Source organism: Thermoanaerobacter wiegelii Rt8.B1 (genome assembly GCF_000147695.2).
In the GTDB taxonomy this organism is placed as follows: Bacteria; Bacillota; Thermoanaerobacteria; order Thermoanaerobacterales; family Thermoanaerobacteraceae; genus Thermoanaerobacter; species Thermoanaerobacter ethanolicus.
In genome coordinates this window covers 2,409,290-2,425,818 of sequence record NC_015958.1, presented here as the reverse complement: position 1 = coordinate 2,425,818, position 16,529 = coordinate 2,409,290, and the positions used below count along the sequence as shown (strand labels likewise).

The 16,529-nt window shown below is 35.0% G+C and carries 11 protein-coding genes and 5 pseudogenes; 10 read left to right on the top strand and 6 right to left on the bottom strand.

Annotated elements, in window-relative coordinates; translation table 11 throughout:
* Positions 1–76 precede the first annotated feature (76 nt).
* On the bottom strand, positions 77–1,354 hold the full coding sequence (locus tag THEWI_RS11875) for a transposase (protein WP_014063541.1): 1,278 nt from the start codon (positions 1,352–1,354) through the stop codon (positions 77–79).
* A 152-nt stretch (positions 1,355–1,506) separates the two neighbouring features.
* Here THEWI_RS11875 and THEWI_RS11870 point away from each other — a divergent pair, with 152 nt between their 5' ends.
* From THEWI_RS11870 to THEWI_RS15080, 5 genes and pseudogenes are all read left to right on the top strand, one after another.
* Positions 1,507–1,749, top strand: coding sequence for a nucleotidyltransferase domain-containing protein (locus THEWI_RS11870; RefSeq protein WP_244262235.1), 243 nt, complete (start codon positions 1,507–1,509; stop codon positions 1,747–1,749).
* Positions 1,724–1,837 (top strand): annotated as a pseudogene (locus THEWI_RS15470) (HEPN domain-containing protein); the annotation flags it as partial. The gene THEWI_RS11870 and the pseudogene THEWI_RS15470, both read left to right, overlap by 26 nt.
* 77 nt (positions 1,838–1,914) lie before the next feature.
* A pseudogene (locus THEWI_RS15305) lies at positions 1,915–2,844 on the top strand (glycoside hydrolase family 66 protein); the annotation flags it as partial.
* Positions 2,824–4,035, top strand: a complete 1,212-nt coding sequence (locus THEWI_RS15300; protein WP_279625647.1) for a CBM35 domain-containing protein — start codon at positions 2,824–2,826, stop codon at positions 4,033–4,035. The pseudogene THEWI_RS15305 and the gene THEWI_RS15300, both read left to right, overlap by 21 nt.
* A gap of 258 nt (positions 4,036–4,293) precedes the next feature.
* A complete protein-coding gene (locus THEWI_RS15080; RefSeq protein ID WP_244262234.1) occupies positions 4,294–5,310 on the top strand; it encodes a glycoside hydrolase family 15 protein in 1,017 nt (338 codons plus the stop codon).
* 1,085 nt (positions 5,311–6,395) lie between these two features.
* On the opposite strand, the pseudogene THEWI_RS11850 reads toward THEWI_RS15080, so the two are convergent.
* A pseudogene (locus tag THEWI_RS11850) lies at positions 6,396–7,397 on the bottom strand (IS256 family transposase); the annotation flags it as partial.
* A 147-nt stretch (positions 7,398–7,544) separates the two neighbouring features.
* On the opposite strand from THEWI_RS11850, the pseudogene THEWI_RS15075 reads away from it, so the two are divergent.
* The 4 genes and pseudogenes from THEWI_RS15075 to THEWI_RS11830 form a co-directional block, all read left to right on the top strand.
* Positions 7,545–8,108 (top strand): annotated as a pseudogene (locus tag THEWI_RS15075) (Rpn family recombination-promoting nuclease/putative transposase); the annotation flags it as partial.
* Between the two features lie 156 nt (positions 8,109–8,264).
* Positions 8,265–8,489 carry a DUF3006 domain-containing protein gene (locus tag THEWI_RS11840; RefSeq protein WP_014063538.1) on the top strand — a complete coding sequence of 75 codons (225 nt, stop codon included), beginning with the start codon at positions 8,265–8,267 and terminating at the stop codon, positions 8,487–8,489.
* An 86-nt stretch (positions 8,490–8,575) separates the two neighbouring features.
* On the top strand, positions 8,576–9,238 hold the full coding sequence (locus tag THEWI_RS11835) for an SdpI family protein (RefSeq protein WP_014063537.1): 663 nt from the start codon (positions 8,576–8,578) through the stop codon (positions 9,236–9,238).
* Positions 9,239–9,251: 13 nt separating this feature from the next.
* The gene (locus THEWI_RS11830) at positions 9,252–9,443 is read left to right on the top strand and encodes a hypothetical protein (protein ID WP_004398746.1); all 192 of its coding nucleotides are present in this window, start codon (positions 9,252–9,254) and stop codon (positions 9,441–9,443) included.
* On the opposite strand, the gene THEWI_RS11825 is transcribed toward THEWI_RS11830, so the two are convergent.
* The 4 genes from THEWI_RS11825 to THEWI_RS11815 form a co-directional block, all read right to left on the bottom strand.
* Positions 9,429–9,665, bottom strand: coding sequence for a methyl-accepting chemotaxis protein (locus THEWI_RS11825; protein WP_009052228.1), 237 nt, complete (start codon positions 9,663–9,665; stop codon positions 9,429–9,431). The two genes, THEWI_RS11830 and THEWI_RS11825, sit on opposite strands and share 15 nt — an antisense overlap.
* A gap of 120 nt (positions 9,666–9,785) precedes the next feature.
* Positions 9,786–9,932 carry a hypothetical protein gene (locus THEWI_RS14385; protein WP_003870412.1) on the bottom strand — a complete coding sequence of 49 codons (147 nt, stop codon included), beginning with the start codon at positions 9,930–9,932 and terminating at the stop codon, positions 9,786–9,788.
* On the bottom strand, positions 9,929–11,212 hold the full coding sequence (locus tag THEWI_RS11820) for a putative bifunctional diguanylate cyclase/phosphodiesterase (RefSeq protein WP_244262233.1): 1,284 nt from the start codon (positions 11,210–11,212) through the stop codon (positions 9,929–9,931). Before THEWI_RS11820 ends, THEWI_RS14385 begins: the two co-directional genes overlap by 4 nt.
* Positions 11,213–11,341: 129 nt before the next feature.
* Complete coding sequence (locus tag THEWI_RS11815) at positions 11,342–12,757, bottom strand: FapA family protein (RefSeq protein ID WP_244262369.1); 1,416 nt, start codon at positions 12,755–12,757, stop codon at positions 11,342–11,344.
* A gap of 1,400 nt (positions 12,758–14,157) precedes the next feature.
* On the opposite strand from THEWI_RS11815, the pseudogene THEWI_RS11805 reads away from it, so the two are divergent.
* Positions 14,158–16,190, top strand: a pseudogene (locus tag THEWI_RS11805) (GGDEF domain-containing response regulator).
* Positions 16,191–16,529 lie beyond the last annotated feature (339 nt).

Below are 16,529 nucleotides of genomic sequence, written 5' to 3'. Positions count from 1 at the left end.
GAGGAGCTAAAAAAGGGCATAAATATCCTGTAGAAGTCAAATGTTAAAAAGTGGCATGAACTAAATTCAGCAAAAGTTAAGCCGATTGCATCAGAGCAACAAGAGACTTAAACTCATCAAATTTACCCAGTTTAATAGCTACAATAGCGACAGTAAGCAAAGTAATATGGCCAAAAGTATTAAGGTTGCTGACAGAATTAATATTTCTAACATAAGCCTTTTCAAAATCTAGAGCTTTAAATCGAGAATTATATCTTTCTGATTCTACTCTTAGTCTATAGACAGCCTTAAAATATAGGGAGTCTCTATTAATAGAAGACCTATAATCAGAAGATATAATAGCATACTTAGTACAGCCTCTATGCTTTTTGCCATTAAAATATTTAGGATGCTTTATAGGGCAGGCAGAGTCATCTTTAGAATTACAGAACTTGCAAACAAATTTTTGCTTAATAAAACCATCAAAATACTGCTTGCCGTCTTTGAGCATTTTAATACCTGCTTCACAAACCATATAACCATCATCAGTCAGTGGGGGACTTTTAGAATTACGCTTGTTAAGAGGAATAAAACAATGACCATGGAGAGTATCTCTAACAAAATTATAAACTCTCTTAACATCATACCCCTTATCGGCAATAAAATTAACATACTTAAGGTTAAACCACTTATTAGTCTTTTCAAGTAAAGACAAAGCAACTTCAAAATCAGGGACATCAGCGGGAGTAGTAGTTTCAGCGATAGGCAATCCAGAGATAGCATCAACAATAATATGATTTTTATAGCCCCAATAAAACTTATAACGTTTATTAGAAGAATCATTAGAAGCAGAATAAACGCCTAATTTACAATCCTTATCAGACTTAGGCTGATTATCTTTAGAGAATTTATTTTTAGAAAAAGACTTAGGGTTATTTAACTTAGTGTTAGCTTTAATAGGGGTAGAGTCCATGGAAATAAACTCACCAGAGATAATGCCCATATTTTTTAGGATATTGACTTGATTTTGAAAGATAGAGGTCAAATAATCATGAGAGAAGTCATTAATAAAACGGCGGAAAGTCCAATAAGAAGGAAGAGGTTTAAGGATGTTAAAGCCACAAAGATGAGCAATGATAAGATTATTGCGGAGATAATCTAAAAGGTCAGAAATTGTACCGAATCTTTCAGCTTTCATAACAATAAAAGCTCTAAACATTGCATGATGAGAATAACCCTTACGGCCAGGACTAGAGGAAGGGAATTCAGGTATTGAAGACAAGTCTAGATTTTTAAACATAGAAGAATAGAAATCAATTTTAGACAGAGAAGTAAAGAGTTCAGGTATATTTAAAAGTAATTGAAGCTGGTACATGTAGGATTTCCTCCTCCTTAAAAAATATTTTCATGCGGTATATATAATAATTCGACAAATGGGAGGGGAAATCCTACATAAAAGATAAAAAATTCAAGAGTGATAGAAAAAAAGCATGTCTGTGGAATGGCTTAAATGAAGGCTTTTGAATTTTGCACAAGTCTAAAAAAATAAATGAATGGAGTGATATTGATTTAATAGTCATAAAGGATACTAATAAACCTTTCTATGAAAGATTAGAAGAAGTTGTTAAAATTGCTAAGCCTACTGTTGGCACGGATATTATAGTGTATACCCCAAAGGAAGTAGAAGAAATGAAAGAAAGTATGTTCTACGGTGAGGAAATATTAAAGAAGGGAAAGGTTATTTATGAAAGAAGCAAAACAATGGCTTGACTTTGCTATGGATGACCTTGATTCAGCAGAAATTATGTTTAAAGCAGGCAAATACAATATGGTCTGCTTCTTTTCACATCAAGCTGCGGAAAAAGCTTTAAAAGCATTTTTGGTAAGTCAGAAACATAATCCTCCTCGAATTCATACGGCCCAAAATACGAAGCTGAATCCGCCATTCTGTCAGGCGCTAGCGTCAATACAGACCATCCTGGTTATACGGGTACAGGTTTTGTTGATGGATTTGAAACGGTGGGTGATTCTATCACGTGGACAATCGACTTCCCTGAGACTGGTGATTATTCGTTTGTTTTCCGTTATGCAAATGCCACTGGTGCTCTTGCTACTCGTAACGTTTATGTGGACGGACGATTTCTGGGGCAAGTTTCATTTGCCAATCAGTTGAATTGGGACACTTGGGTGACAGACGCCTGGATTCAAATAGAGGGTCTTAGTGCCGGCACTCATAGCGTGACGTTAAAGTATGACAGCGACAATATAGGTGCTATAAACGTCGATCATTTAACTCTTGGAGAGTTTGAGGAACATTCAGTTCGATTGGCAGATGCAATGATGTTTGCAAGCGGTGCTACACATATTGAGCTTGGCGACACTAACCAGATGTTAGCGCATGAATACTATCCGAACCGTTCTAAGTCAATGCGTAATTCTCTCAAGACAGCCATGAGAGACTACTATAGTTTTGCTACTGCCTACGAAAACTTGCTATTTGATGCTGATGTGGTACCGGCTGACCAAGGTAACCAATGGATTGTACTGACCACTGGACAGCCTTTAAGCGGTAACGGAACCGCTGGTACTATCTGGCAAATGGTTAAACGTAAGTCCGATTATGATATCATACACTTGATTAACCTAATGGGTAATGATGACCAGTGGCGTAACCCGGCAGTTCATCCTACTTTCCAAAGCGACATTAGTATTAAATACTATCCAGGACCTAACGCTACTATCAGTGGTGTGTATCTTGCCAGTCTGGACCTCGATCACGGCATGACCATTCCACTCACTTATACGACGGGTAATGATAGCCGGGGCGACTATATCCAGTTTACTGTGCCAAGCCTAAAGTACTGGGATATTATTTATGTAAAGCGTACAATAACTATACCGGCAAATGGACAATATGAAGCAGAATATGCTATCAAGAGCGGTACTAGCACTAACACCAGTCATACGGGGTACACTGGCAGCGGGTTTGTGGACAGCTTTGATGCTAGCGGTAAAGGTGTATCATTCATCATAAACGTCCCAACTAGTGATACCTACACGCTTCGATTCCGGTATGGCAACGGCAGTACTACTTTTGCTACGCGGAACTTGTTTGTTGATGGACAGTACGCAGGCACTCTCCAATTCCGGAATCTCTATAACTGGGACATATGGGATACAGTGGAAACAACTATGCGGCTTTCAGCGGGTGTCCATCAGGTGGTACTTTGGTACAGTCCTGGAAATGAGGGCGCTATCAATCTTGATAACCTGATTGTTCTACAACAAACTACTCCGGCAAAAACTTCGGCTCGTTCCTTCTGGATGAATAACTGGTCCAATTTGATAGGTATTCATATGGCTAGTAAGTTAAGCCCGGTTGATAATGGAAATTACGGTCCTCGTCTGGCTGAACTCCATTTCAGCGGCGACTGGCCTACGAATCAAATCGTGGATGCGACTGCCTTTTTCCGAGATGAAACGGATCTTACTACCCTAAAGTATACCAATGCTCACAACTTTGATTCTGAGGCATGGTTTGAAAACGACGGAACCCTTACAGTGAAATACTTGAACTATAACGGCTCAGCCTTACCAGTACAGATCACCAAACAATATGCTATGGTGCCTAACCAAAATTTTCTTGTGATCAAATATACTTTTCTGAACCAGACAGGTAACGCACGTACTTTGAACTTTCTGGAGCAAGTTCATTTGAACAACAAGACCAGCGGTAACTCTACCCCAGGGTGGCAGCATGGCTGGTGGGACGTGAGCCGAAATGCGCTTGGCACTGACATGAGTCAAACTGGCCAGTTCTACATTGAATTGGGCGCTTTTCAGACTATGGATAGTTACCAGGTGGGTAATGATGCCGATTCCAATCCCAACAGTCAGACGTCATCACCATGGTATCAGTTCGACGCCAACGGCGTTCTGAATAAGTGCGGTGACCTTTGGTCACAGAATCTTAGCATGGGCTTTCAGAAACTTATTACTGTGCCTGCGGGAGGCAGCGTGACATTAGCTTTCTACTATGCTATTGGTTCGACCTAGGCCGAAGCTGAGGCAGCAGCAGATTTAGCTCGATCGCAGACGGCTGACTACTGGTTTACCCAAACTGCTGTCGCGTATACTAACTGGTTGAACAGCGGCCAGCGGGTTAATACGTCTGATGTTGGTATCGATACTGCCTTTGTCCGAAGCCTCATCATAAACAAACAGGCGCAACATCCGGAGTTTGGTTCTTGGCCCGCGGCTACAAACCCCTCTTATCAATACAAGGTGTGGGTTCGTGACTCCGCAGTAACGGCTATGGGAATGGATGCTACTAATCATCTCTCTGAAGCAGAAAAGTATTGGTATTGGATGGCCTCTGTTCAAAATACAGATGGGACATGGCATACCAATTACAATGTTTGGAAGGCAAACGAGTGGATCCCGTTTGTAGAGCCTGAACACGACGCCATTGGACTTTTCCTCATTGGGGTCTATCAGCATTACAGCTTACTCAAATCCAGCGATCCTTTGGCGGCGAAAACTTTTCTGAATAACATTTGGACGCAGGTGGTCCGGGCCGGTGATTTCATCTACAACAACATCGGCACTTCTGGGTTTGGTCCGGCTGATGCTTCTATCTGGGAGGAGCAGGTCGAGTATAATATTTTTACTCAAGTTACTTATTCCGCAGGATTGAATGCTGGACGATTGTTAGCAGAAGAAAAGGGTGATAATACTCGTGCAAATAACTATTTTATGGGTGCACAAATCATCAAAGACGCGATTCTACGATCGTTTTTGTCTTCTCCACGAGGGCTCTGGAATGAATCTAACCGCTATTTTAACCGAGCGATCAATACAGACGGTACAGTACGAACGACGGTTGATGCTTCATCAGACTTGATTTGGGTCTTTGGCCTTCTTTCGCCGACTGATACTAGGATTCGAGATCACCGCATTAAGGTACTATCGCGGCTGACCCATGATGGGTACGGCATTGCTCGGTATGAAAACGATGAGTTTTATTATTCCAGCCCGTACAGCCCTGGTGGGCAGTATGAGGCTGGTGCAGCCGAACCAGTTTGGCCACAAATGGCCATGTACGCAGCTATGGTTGAGCACTGGAGGGGTGATGATACTACTGCTTTGGCTCGGCTTAAGTGGTATGTTAGCCGGACTGCTCGTGGCTATGTCACCCCTGGTGAAGCTGTGGACTGGACCAATGGTCAACCGCTCATTAGTACGGCGGTTGAACCGGTGACGGGTTCCTGGTTTCAGATGGCGGTGCTTACTTACCTGAACCGGTTTGATCCAAGATTACCTGATTTTTAAAATTCATTGCTAAGGATGACGAGTTTAACTTTCGCAGCCTCAAATGGATTTCTAGCTCTTATGCACAGAATATTGAAGGGTAAAATGTAGATTGTATGAGTAAAACTTTCGTAGGTAAATAGCATAGAACGTAAAAATTGTGCAAAAGAGGGTATGTAAAAAGGCTTCTCTTCCTCATAGTGTGTTAAGTAAGCGTTCAACACGAGGAAGAGAAGCCGTATATTTGAGTTCAACACCAAGTGAGCCACATTGAAAAAGATTAAGACGTAATTATTTGTCAGTTGCAGAAAATTTATACTAAACTTTGAAGGTAGTCCTCGAGTTGCTTGATGAGTTGCTTGATGTTACCATATTATTAAAGACACTTTAATTAGAGCAGGTTAAAAATATGAAAAAAGAGTATATGTCTGCAAGATACTAAAAAGACAAAGAATATGCAATTTAAATAGAGTTATATAATGATGGTAAAAGTCTATTACAATGGAGAAACGGATAGAAAAATAAAATGTTGAATATTATGGAATATTACATAAATATTACAAATGTATGTACAATTTAAGTGTTGAATGTGCTATATCGATCAAGCTGAAAAAAATAAACAATAAGTGTAGATTGGTGACAGAACTCAGACCATCAGAAAGGTGGTTAGTTAAAGCAAATAAATTTTTAAAATGACCTTCTCAAAAAGATAAAATGTAAAATTGGTGAGAGAACTTTGAACTAAAGGATTGTAAAGTTTTTAGTAGTGTATATTAATTAAAAAGAATAGTTTCATACAAACTTGTAATTAGTCGGTTGAAAATTCAAGTTATCTTTCTAATTTTGCTTTTGGGCTTTAAAAAATCTAGCCGGGAGTGAAAAACATTTTGTGTATTTAGACTAATTTCATACTCTTTCTTGGCAAGAATTAATCAACATTTTATCTAATCCATTTCTTAGTGTAACCTTTTTTCTAAATTTCATGCATGAAATTGAATTAATTTGGTTAAAATATTCAATTAGGGGTTGTTTGAGCTTTTCTTTAGAACCCTTGAAGACCTAGGGATTCAAGGGTTCTAAAGAAAAAATTTTTTCGGCTTTTCCACTTATAGATATTTTTCAAGTCTGCCGGGATACATTATAATCAATTGATTTAATACTATATCCCAATTTTTATATCTTACAGTCCATTTCTTTAATACATTCATGCTTACCAAATATAGCATTTTTTCTAATGCTTCATCAGATGGAAATATTGTTTTTGATTTTGTAACTTCCCTTAACTGCCTGTGAAATCCTTCAATTATGTTTGTCGTACACATTATTTTCCTTACTTCATTGGGAAATTTGTAAAATGGACTTAATACATCCCAGTTGTTTTCCCAACTCTTTATTGCATAAGGATAAGTATTCTGCCATTTGCTTTTTAGTTTTTCAAATTCATCTCTTGCAATTTCTTCATTTGCAGCCTGGTATACTGGTTTAAAATCTTTGCTAAACTCTTTAAGATGTTTATATGAAACATATTTAAAGCAATTTCTTAATTGATGTATTATGCATCTTTGTATTTCCGAATTTGGAAAAGCTGCCTGTATTGCTTCTTTTATTCCTGTTAAACCATCTACAGAGAATATCAAAACATCTTCTACACCCCTGTTCTTAAGTTCATTTAAAACGCCAAGCCAGAATCTTGCACTTTCATTTTCTCCTATCCAAATGCCTAATATGTCTTTATTGCCTTCTATCGTTACCCCTAATACTACATAAGCTGCTCTATTGATAATATGGCCGTCAGTTCTAACTTTGTAGTGAATAGCATCCATAAATACAAATGGATAGATTTTTTCTAATGGCCATAACTACCATTCTTTTATTTCCGATACTATTCTTTCTGTTATTTTGCTGACCATTTCAGCAGAAAGTTCTACACCATATAGGTCTTTAATTTGTTCGTGAATGTCTCTTGTAGACATGCCTCTTGCATAAAGAGCTATGACTTTCTCTTCAATACCTGAAATATCTCTTTTGTACTTTGGGACTATTTTAGGTTCAAATTCTCCTTCTCTATCACGTGGAATATCAATTTCCATTTCGCCAAAATATTTTTTACTGTTTCAACGAATACAACAGGAAAACCTTGATCTTACATATTCCATGGGTTGTCACTAAAAATTATCCTACAGTATCTTGACACTATCTAGGGAGTGTAATGGATTTATTATCTGTGAAGTGTGTTATAATTACAATAGAAGGTAATTAAGGAGAAACGGGAGGAAGAAGATGAACTCAACATTGAATTTACGAAAGTTGAAAACAGAGAAAGTGACATGGTCTTTAAAAGCAGTACCGAGAAAGGAGATATTGCTGTACATATATAATTTCAACCCAGCAATGATGATAAGATGCCTTACAGGATGCTAAGATATTCCCTTGAAATAATGGAAAAACACAATCTAATACCTTATCAAATAGTAATTTACATGGGAAAAAATGAGTTAAATATGGAAGACAAATTAAATTACAACTTAGGAGAACAAAATATTTTAGACTACAGGTATAGAATAATTGATGTAGAGGAAATAAAATTTACAGACATTACAAAAACAGATTATTATGACTTATATGCACTTTTGCCTTTAATGGACAAAAGAAAAAAGAAAGAGAGAAAGAGAAAATTATCTTAAAGAGTGTGTGGAAGCAATTCAATAAAGAATATGCCTGTAGATACGGCCAAGAAAAAAGACATAGCTTTTAAGGCAGAAATATTATCGGGTATAGTTTACAGCAGGGAAGTCATAGAGAGAATTTTTTCGGATATGCACGCTCTTCAAACTAAAAAGCGGGATATATTAATGTGATAGATATATGAATATAGATATTATAAAATTCATGGGAAAAATATGAAGTTGTAGGGATATTACTTAAATAAAGCATTAAAATCAAATATAACAGAATTTAATGGAGAGGTGCAAATAATGTCTAAAAAAACATCCAGACTCTGCATTATAGACAGATTTGAAGGTGATTGGGCAGTAATAGAATATGGAAATAAAACATTCAATTTTCCGAAAGAACTTCTTCCTCAAAACGCAAAAGAAGGAGATGTGCTTATATTTAACGTCCTAATAGACGAAAAAGAAACAGAAAACCGCAAAAAGATAATGGAAGACCTTGCAAAAGAATTGTTTAAAGAGGAATAATGTATGTTAAATATGTTTGCCAAAATTATTAAACAAGTAAGATGTACAACGAGTTTATCATAAACATGGAAAGGAGTATGAATATTATGTATGAGAACTACGATGTGAAATACGAAATCAAAAAAGATTGGTGGTTAATTGCGATCATCATATTGATATGGATTTTTACGTTTACTGTTTTTGGACGTTTGCCGGATAAAATTCCAATGCACTGGAATATTTCGGGCCAAGTGGATAGTTTTGGTTCAAAACATGATATATTTATTTTGCCGTCAATTATTACTGGAATATATTTCGCAATGTTGCATATACCCCTTATTGACCCTAAAAGAGCCAATTATGGTAAATTTGCTGGAGCTTATAGAGTGATAAGGGCAGTTTTAGTAATTATTTTATCAGAAGTATATTTTGTTTCTACATATTCTGCATTAGGTTATAAGATTGATATAAATAGAATGGGCAATCTTATTATTCCTTTTATGCTGATTGGATTTGGAAGTGCTATGGGTAAACTTCGCCATAATTATTTTGTAGGGATAAGAACTCCATGGACGTTGGCGGATGAAGAGGTATGGAATAAGACACACCAGCTAGGCGGAAAACTATGGCTTATTGCAGGTATTATCGGTTTATTTGCTTCCTTTTTCACCGGTACATGGGTGGCTGTTTTGATATTTGTGCTGTTAATTACTGCTGTTATAGTACCGGTTGTATATTCTTATATAGTTTTCAAAAACAAAGAAAAGTAAAGGAGACAATACTATGGGAAATAATAAATTAGGCTTATTTGTAGTTTTATTAGGAATATTTGTAATATCTACTACAACATATCTAAGCAGACATATTTATATTACTGATTTTTTGCGAGGGATATTTAACGGGGTAGGCATCGGATTAGAAATTATAGGGATTATTATCATGCAGCAAAAGAAGCTACATTTAAAATTTATGTAAAATTTCCCAAAGTGCCCTGTGACAGGGGAATGCTCTTCTTTCGCATATCGATATTTTAAATGAACTATTCATTTCAGCAAATTCGTTCTTACCTTCATTATCAATTTCCACTGTAAAGTCATAATTTGATAGTTTTTCAACAAGAACATTAATCTGCTTCATTGAGATTCCTAATAATTTTGTTATAGCAAATCCTACAATTATTGATATTACCGTCAACAAGATAAATACTCCTATAAAGATACCTCTTGATTTTGAAAAGCTAAATTTGCCTTATTTACAACTTCCATTAAATTTTTAGCATTTAATTCAACTGATTATGCCATTTTAGAATTATACAAATTATTCATAGCTTCTTAAAATCTTCATGTTATTTATAACAAAAAATGAAATTATTCCAAAAGAAATGGCAACTATTCCTATTAGAATAAAAAGTAAAGTTGTTATTTTTACATTTTTCAGTATGTTTTTACTTCCTTTTACGTTCACGTTCTGAACATCAGTTCTATCTCCTCTGAAGTTTTAGGTCTCGATATATAATAACCTTGTATTTTGTCACAACCCCATTCCTTTAGCATACTAAGCTGTTCCCCTGTTTCTACCCCTTCCGCTACGACTTCATAGTTCATTTCCTTTGAGATATACAAAATTCCCTTAATTAATGTTTTTACTTTGTTTTCGTCAATCCTGTCAATAAGGCTTTTGTCCATCTTAATAGTGCTTATAGGAAACTCTATCATGTTTATTAAGGAAGAATATCCAACTCCAAAATCATCTAGCGAAATCTTTATTCCCCTTCTTAAAAATTCGTCTATTTTATTTACCTTTTGCTCTTTAATGTCTAATATTTGAGTTTCAGTAAATTCTATGCCGATGAGATTTGATGGTATATTGTATTTACTAATAAGCTCATCAAATTTAAAGAAAAACTCATCGTCCCTAAGCTGAAGGGGAGAAACATTGATGTTAACCTTAAGCTCGATACCCTTATTCCGCCAATCTTTTATTTGTTTAAAAACATCTTCAATAATAAAAATACCAAATTCTTTGATAAGACCAGTCTCCTCAAGCACTGGAACGAATCGAGAAGGAGAGATGTCGCCATATTTGTCGTTCCTCCACCTTGCAAGGGCTTCAACTTCCCTTATCCTATTCTCTCTCAAATCATAAATAGGCTGAAATAAAAGGTAAAACTCGTTGTTTAACATCGCTTTCTTGATATCTACCATCATTTCAGCTTTTTCGATTATCTTGTCCTCTATAGTTTTGTCAAAAATGACATATTTTGATTTGCCCAATTTTTTAGCTTCAAACATTGCAGCATCTGCTTTTCTTATAATATCATCCATATGTTCGCCTACTTTTGATACATAAATGCCTGCGCTCACTGTTGTTAAGATATCTCTTTCCTCAACTTTGAAAACATAATTAAACTTTTCTATAACATTTTCTATAACGCTTATTGCTTCATCCAAATTACAGTGAAAAAGAACAACGAACTCATCACCCCCAAGCCTGAAAATCTTTCCCTTTTCTTTTACTATTTCAATCAGCATCTTGCTTATTTCAACTAACACTTTATCCCCAAAATGATGCCCATAGGAATCGTTAATGTATGTGAAATTATTAAAATCAAGGAGAGCAACAACAAATTGGCAATTGCTAGAGCTATAATACTCATATAAAAAATATCTGTTTGGAAGGTGGGTCAAATAATCATAATAATACTTCTTATCTCTAAGTTCCTTTTTCTTCAACACATAAATCATCCTTTCATATTCGGTCGGCGGTATCGAAGATATGCCGGACAGAAATGATATATTCTTCAAAATCAAACAGATTCATGGGAAAGGCTCCCATTCCCCACGGTGAATTTTTCAAAAGCCAACTGAAACAAATTAAATAATGTCTTCAACGACTTTTTCATCTTTGTCTAAATATAATTTTATTTTTTTACCATTTTTTAATTTGTAGCCTATTTTATCAAAGTATAATTCGACTCCTTCATAGCCGTAAAGGATTTTTACTATTGAATTTTTACTTCCCTTTAATAATACGTAACTACCGACGCCGTGCGATCCGGCTTCTTTTACAAAGATATTTTTGTCAAATTCGATCGTGCTCATTTTAACCTTACCATTAATGGAAACTGAACCATTTGTAGAAATTTTTGTGTTATAACAACCTGCTTCTGAGGTTATAATTACGTCCTTCATAGCATAAATTTTGCTGTCATGAACCCATTTTGCAAGTATACGCCCCTTGTTTTCATGTTCCTCGGCTAAAATCCTTGATATGAAGAGGATTTTTTCATAAATTTCTTTTAATGAATTCAAATGTTTTATAAGACCAATAATATCGTAATCCAAAATGTTGTTGAGCGTTTTAACGAGACTTTTTAAATGCTCCAGAAGGTTTTGAAGTACATTTGAACTGCGTATCATACTTATTTCTCTTGATGATGTTTTTAACTCTTCTTTTAAGGTTTCGATTAATTTGATTTTCTCGCTTAAATGTCTGGAATTATTCATAACCGTTGGTAGTTCTTTAATATGGACAAAAATTGCCGATAATTTCTCAACAATAAGATTTACGGCGTGAAGTTCTATTTTATCAAAAATGTTTCCTGGTAAAAAACCGGCATGTAACTGGCTATCAACAATTCCGCCATGGATAATAATATTTTGCCCTCCCTGAACTACTGATTCGTAAACTGAACCAAGTATCTGAACATTTCCTGAAACAATTATTTGATTACCTTTTTCGACATTTCCGTTTATTATAACATCACCATCGAATGTTACAGGCCTTGAATTCTTCGTGATACTTCCTTCGTAAATTAACATGGGAATAGAATTAAATAAATATACAACTTTATCATTTTCGTCTTTTTTATGTATAACCGGCCTTATGTCAGCTATCGCAACTATCTTATCTTCATCTTCTTTAAAAACTATGGAATCGCTGAGAATTTTTACTTCAACATCTCTTACAGGCGGTGCATGTATAATTCTACCTCTTACGCTAATTCCATTTTCACCTTTTATGGGTTTATGTAGTTTTCCGATAACATCACCTTTTCTTGCAAAGGGTATACTTGCCATCTTAAATATATCTTCTTCAGAGAATGTTTCGGTATAAAGAATTCTCGGTTTATTGATATTTATAATAAATTCCAGATAACCATCCCTGCCACTTTTATATGGTATTCCTCTTGCTATTACTGCTTCTTTTTTATTTTGGGTATATACGTTAATTAACGCACTTTTATCTACACTTACTATAATTCCGTTCTTACGAAGTTCGCCTTCCAGTGTATTTAAAAATTCATGAATATCTACATCACCCCAAGGAGAAAAAAGGGTTTTTTTAAGGTTACAATCATTTCATCATCCGAAATTTCTACAATAACCCCCATTTTCTTCAAAATATCACTTAATTCTATTTTCATAAAAACACCCCCGCATGTTAGGCGCCCCAATGGATATTAATGGATATTCTATATTCAAATATATATTCTGCCTCATTGTAAGCTCAAAGCGACTATATCTATTAACTTCAAAACTATTATTCTAAAATTGCTATCTTCCGTTGTCCTTATTGTGGTAAAACTCTTGAAAAATCAAAGCTCGTAGGGAATGTGATATCCATAAATGCAAGAACTCTTCTCGCCCTTATTATCTTGATAAATATTTAAAAAACAAATTGCATGGGGTACAGGCAATATTGGACTTTGTTTTGTTTGACAAACTCGTCTGCTTTAAGTCAGCCTTATATGCAGTTCTTGGTCATCGGGCCGGGATTTATCATCTAATGTAATTTGGATGATTATTTTCGTTTTTTTTTTGAGAAAAAGACAATATAAATTTTTTTAGTTGTTTTCAAGTTATAACTTACTTACAAAAGCAAAGATATACAATATAAATAGTTAACTGTTTTGTTTTTTACATTATTATCTGTTAAAGTACTATATTCGACAAAAAAAGCATAATTCCTTCTTAAAAATTTTAAAAAAAAAAAAAAAAAAAAAAAAATTCAGAAAAATTATTTATCCTCTTTCACTAATTGTATATTTAATCCTTTCCCAAAAAATAAATAATTTTTGTAGAAAGATTTGGTAATATTTATCACTATTTACTAAACTAGGATTTATTTCTTTAAAGCCTTTCATATCTCTATGCTCAAGACTTTTCGTTTTAAATTCTATATTATGCCACATCCAATTGTTGTTTTTATATACTTTGATTTTTACTGTATTATCTTCCTGTGCGCTCAAACATGCTGCCTTTATAAAATACGGGAAATAAATATCTAACTATACTCAATACAGGTGTTTTGTCTTTCAATACTTTTCCCTTCGTCATATTGTGCTTTCCTTCTCCAAGTAGGATATTGTCAAAAGTTTTTACTCTAAAATTCGTTCAAATGCTTTATTTATTGAAAGATTTATCTACTATTTTGATTTTAAACTTTACAACTTTAATGCATTTCACATCAATAGCAACTTTACAAATTTTTTTAATGGGAATACACAATTATAAATGAGGAAAATTTTACGCAAAATTTGCACTTGAACGGAAAATTTTTATTGTGTTTTTTGAGGGAAAAAAGTATAATAATATTTCGGAAAATAAAACTCTTGAGTAATTTTTCGAAAATACATAAAGGGTTTTATAATCTCCATCTACTTCGCATTAATTGGGGGTACTAACTGATGAACGCTGCTTTTCCAAAGAAAATCCTTATTGTAGAGGACAGCAAACTTAATGCACAAATAGCAGCAGACATTCTAAATAAATACGGATACAAAACAGAGATAATCACATCAGGAGAAGAGACTGTTAAAAAAGTAGTAAATAGTGTTCAAAGTCCAGATTTAATTCTTATGGACATAGAACTTAGAGGAACAATCGACGGAATAGATACAGCAAGAATAATTCAACACCATAAAGATATACCAATTTTATTTCTAACTGCTAATGCCAGTAAAGAAATAATGGAAAAAATAAAGTCAGTTTCAGCTTATGGGTATGTTCTTAAGGGTGTAGATGAGTATGTACTCATATCTCAAATAGAAATGGCTTTTAAGCTTTATGAGGCTAAAATACAGATAAAAAAGAGAGAAGAGTTGTTCCACAGTATGTTTGAAAGCCATGATGTAGTGATGCTACTTATCGAACCAGAATCAGGACGCATTATTGATGCTAACAAAGCTGCCTGTCATTTCTACGGTTATTCCAAAGAAACTATGCTGCAGATGGACATAGAAGCTGTTGTTGGCGTTTCTACCATAGATGGTGGTCAAAAGTGTTCGGAAGCTTTAAAGAAGGGTTGTAATCCCTGCATTTGCTTCCAACGGTTAGCTAACGGTGAAGAGAGATTAGTAGAAGTATATTCATCCCCTGTAGATTATCAAGGAAAAACACTGATGCATCTGATTATCTTTGACATTACTGAACAATGGAAAGCAAAGAGAGAGCTTGAATTTTATAAAAATCTTTTTGAAGACTCACTCAATGAAATTTACATATTCCATCCACAGACACTAAAATTCATTGCAGTAAACGGGGGTGCGAAGAAAAATTTAGGATATACTGAAGAAGAGTTCAAAGAAATGACTCCTGTTGACTTAAAACCGGAGTTTACATTGCAAAGCTTTAAAGAACTTCTTGCCCCTCTTTCTAAAGGAGAACAGAAGCAAATTATCTTTAACACAGTACACCGCCGGAAAGATGGTTCTCTTTATCCAGTAGAAGTTCACTTGGAACTTATAGAATTTGGGAAAGAAAAAGTATATGCAGCACTTGTGATTGATATAACGGAGCGTAGAACAATGGAAAAAGAACTGAAGGAAAGGAATGAGATTTTAAGCACTATAATGGAGTCTGCAGGAGATGCCATTATTATGATTGACGACAAAGGGAACGTAACTTTTTGGAACCCTGCAGCGGAGCGTATACTTGGATATTCAAGAGAAGAAATAATAGGAAAAGAATTACACGCACTTATGATTCAAGATGAACGACTGTACGAAGTATATAGAAAAGCATTTAAAAGATTCCGCTTGACCGGCAAGGGGAATACTGTAGGGAAAACAATCGAGCTAAAAGCAAGACATAAAAACGGCTATGAAATTGATGTAGAACTTTCACTTTCTGCTGTAAAAATTAAAGATGCATGGCATGCAATAGGCATAATTCGCGACATAAGCGAGCGCAAAAGATTGGAGGAATTACTTTATCACCAATCTATTACCGATCCCCTTACAAATATATATAACAGGCGTTTTTTCATGCAGATGCTGGAGCAGGAAATAGAGCGAGTAAAACGAAATAAAAAGCTCTTTTCCCTTATATTATGTTTGACTTAGATCATTTCAAAAAGGTAAATGACCGTTTTGGGCATGCTGCAGGAGATATGGTTCTTAAAAGTGTTGCCGATACAGTAAAAGAAAGGATACGCAAGACAGATTGTTTTGCGCGCTGGGGAGGAGAAGAATTTATAATCCTCCTGCCTGAAACTTCTTTGAATAATGCAGTTGATCTGGCTGAAGAGCTTAGAAAACAGATAAGTAGGATAGAACTGCAAGGAATAGGGGATGTAACAGCAAGCTTTGGAGTAACTGAATATAGGGACACTGATACCATTGACACAGTTCTTATTCGAGTAGACAACATGTTGTATGAAGCAAAAGGCGCAGGAAGAAATTGCGTAAAAAGCTGTAAATTTGACATAGAAGGAGGATAAGGAAGAGGCTATAAGTAGCCTCAATAAAAGAGCTATGGGAGAAAGAAAAGACAGAAAGAGCATTCTAATATTGAAAGTAAAAAGTAGAAAAGAATTGTTTGATTTAGTAATTGTGGAACAATCAAAAAAATGAATTTCCACATGCCGCTAAAAATTGAATCCAATAACCCTATAATACCCACAAATATCCAAAGCCGACCGCCTGTTAGATGGGATTTATTTCACGCTTTTTTATCCGCAAGTATCTAAGGAGTTCTAATGTCTATAAAATAATCTCTTAGTAAATTTTCCTTCACATTTTCTTCAAATTTTTAATTTAAAATAATCTTATACTAAGAG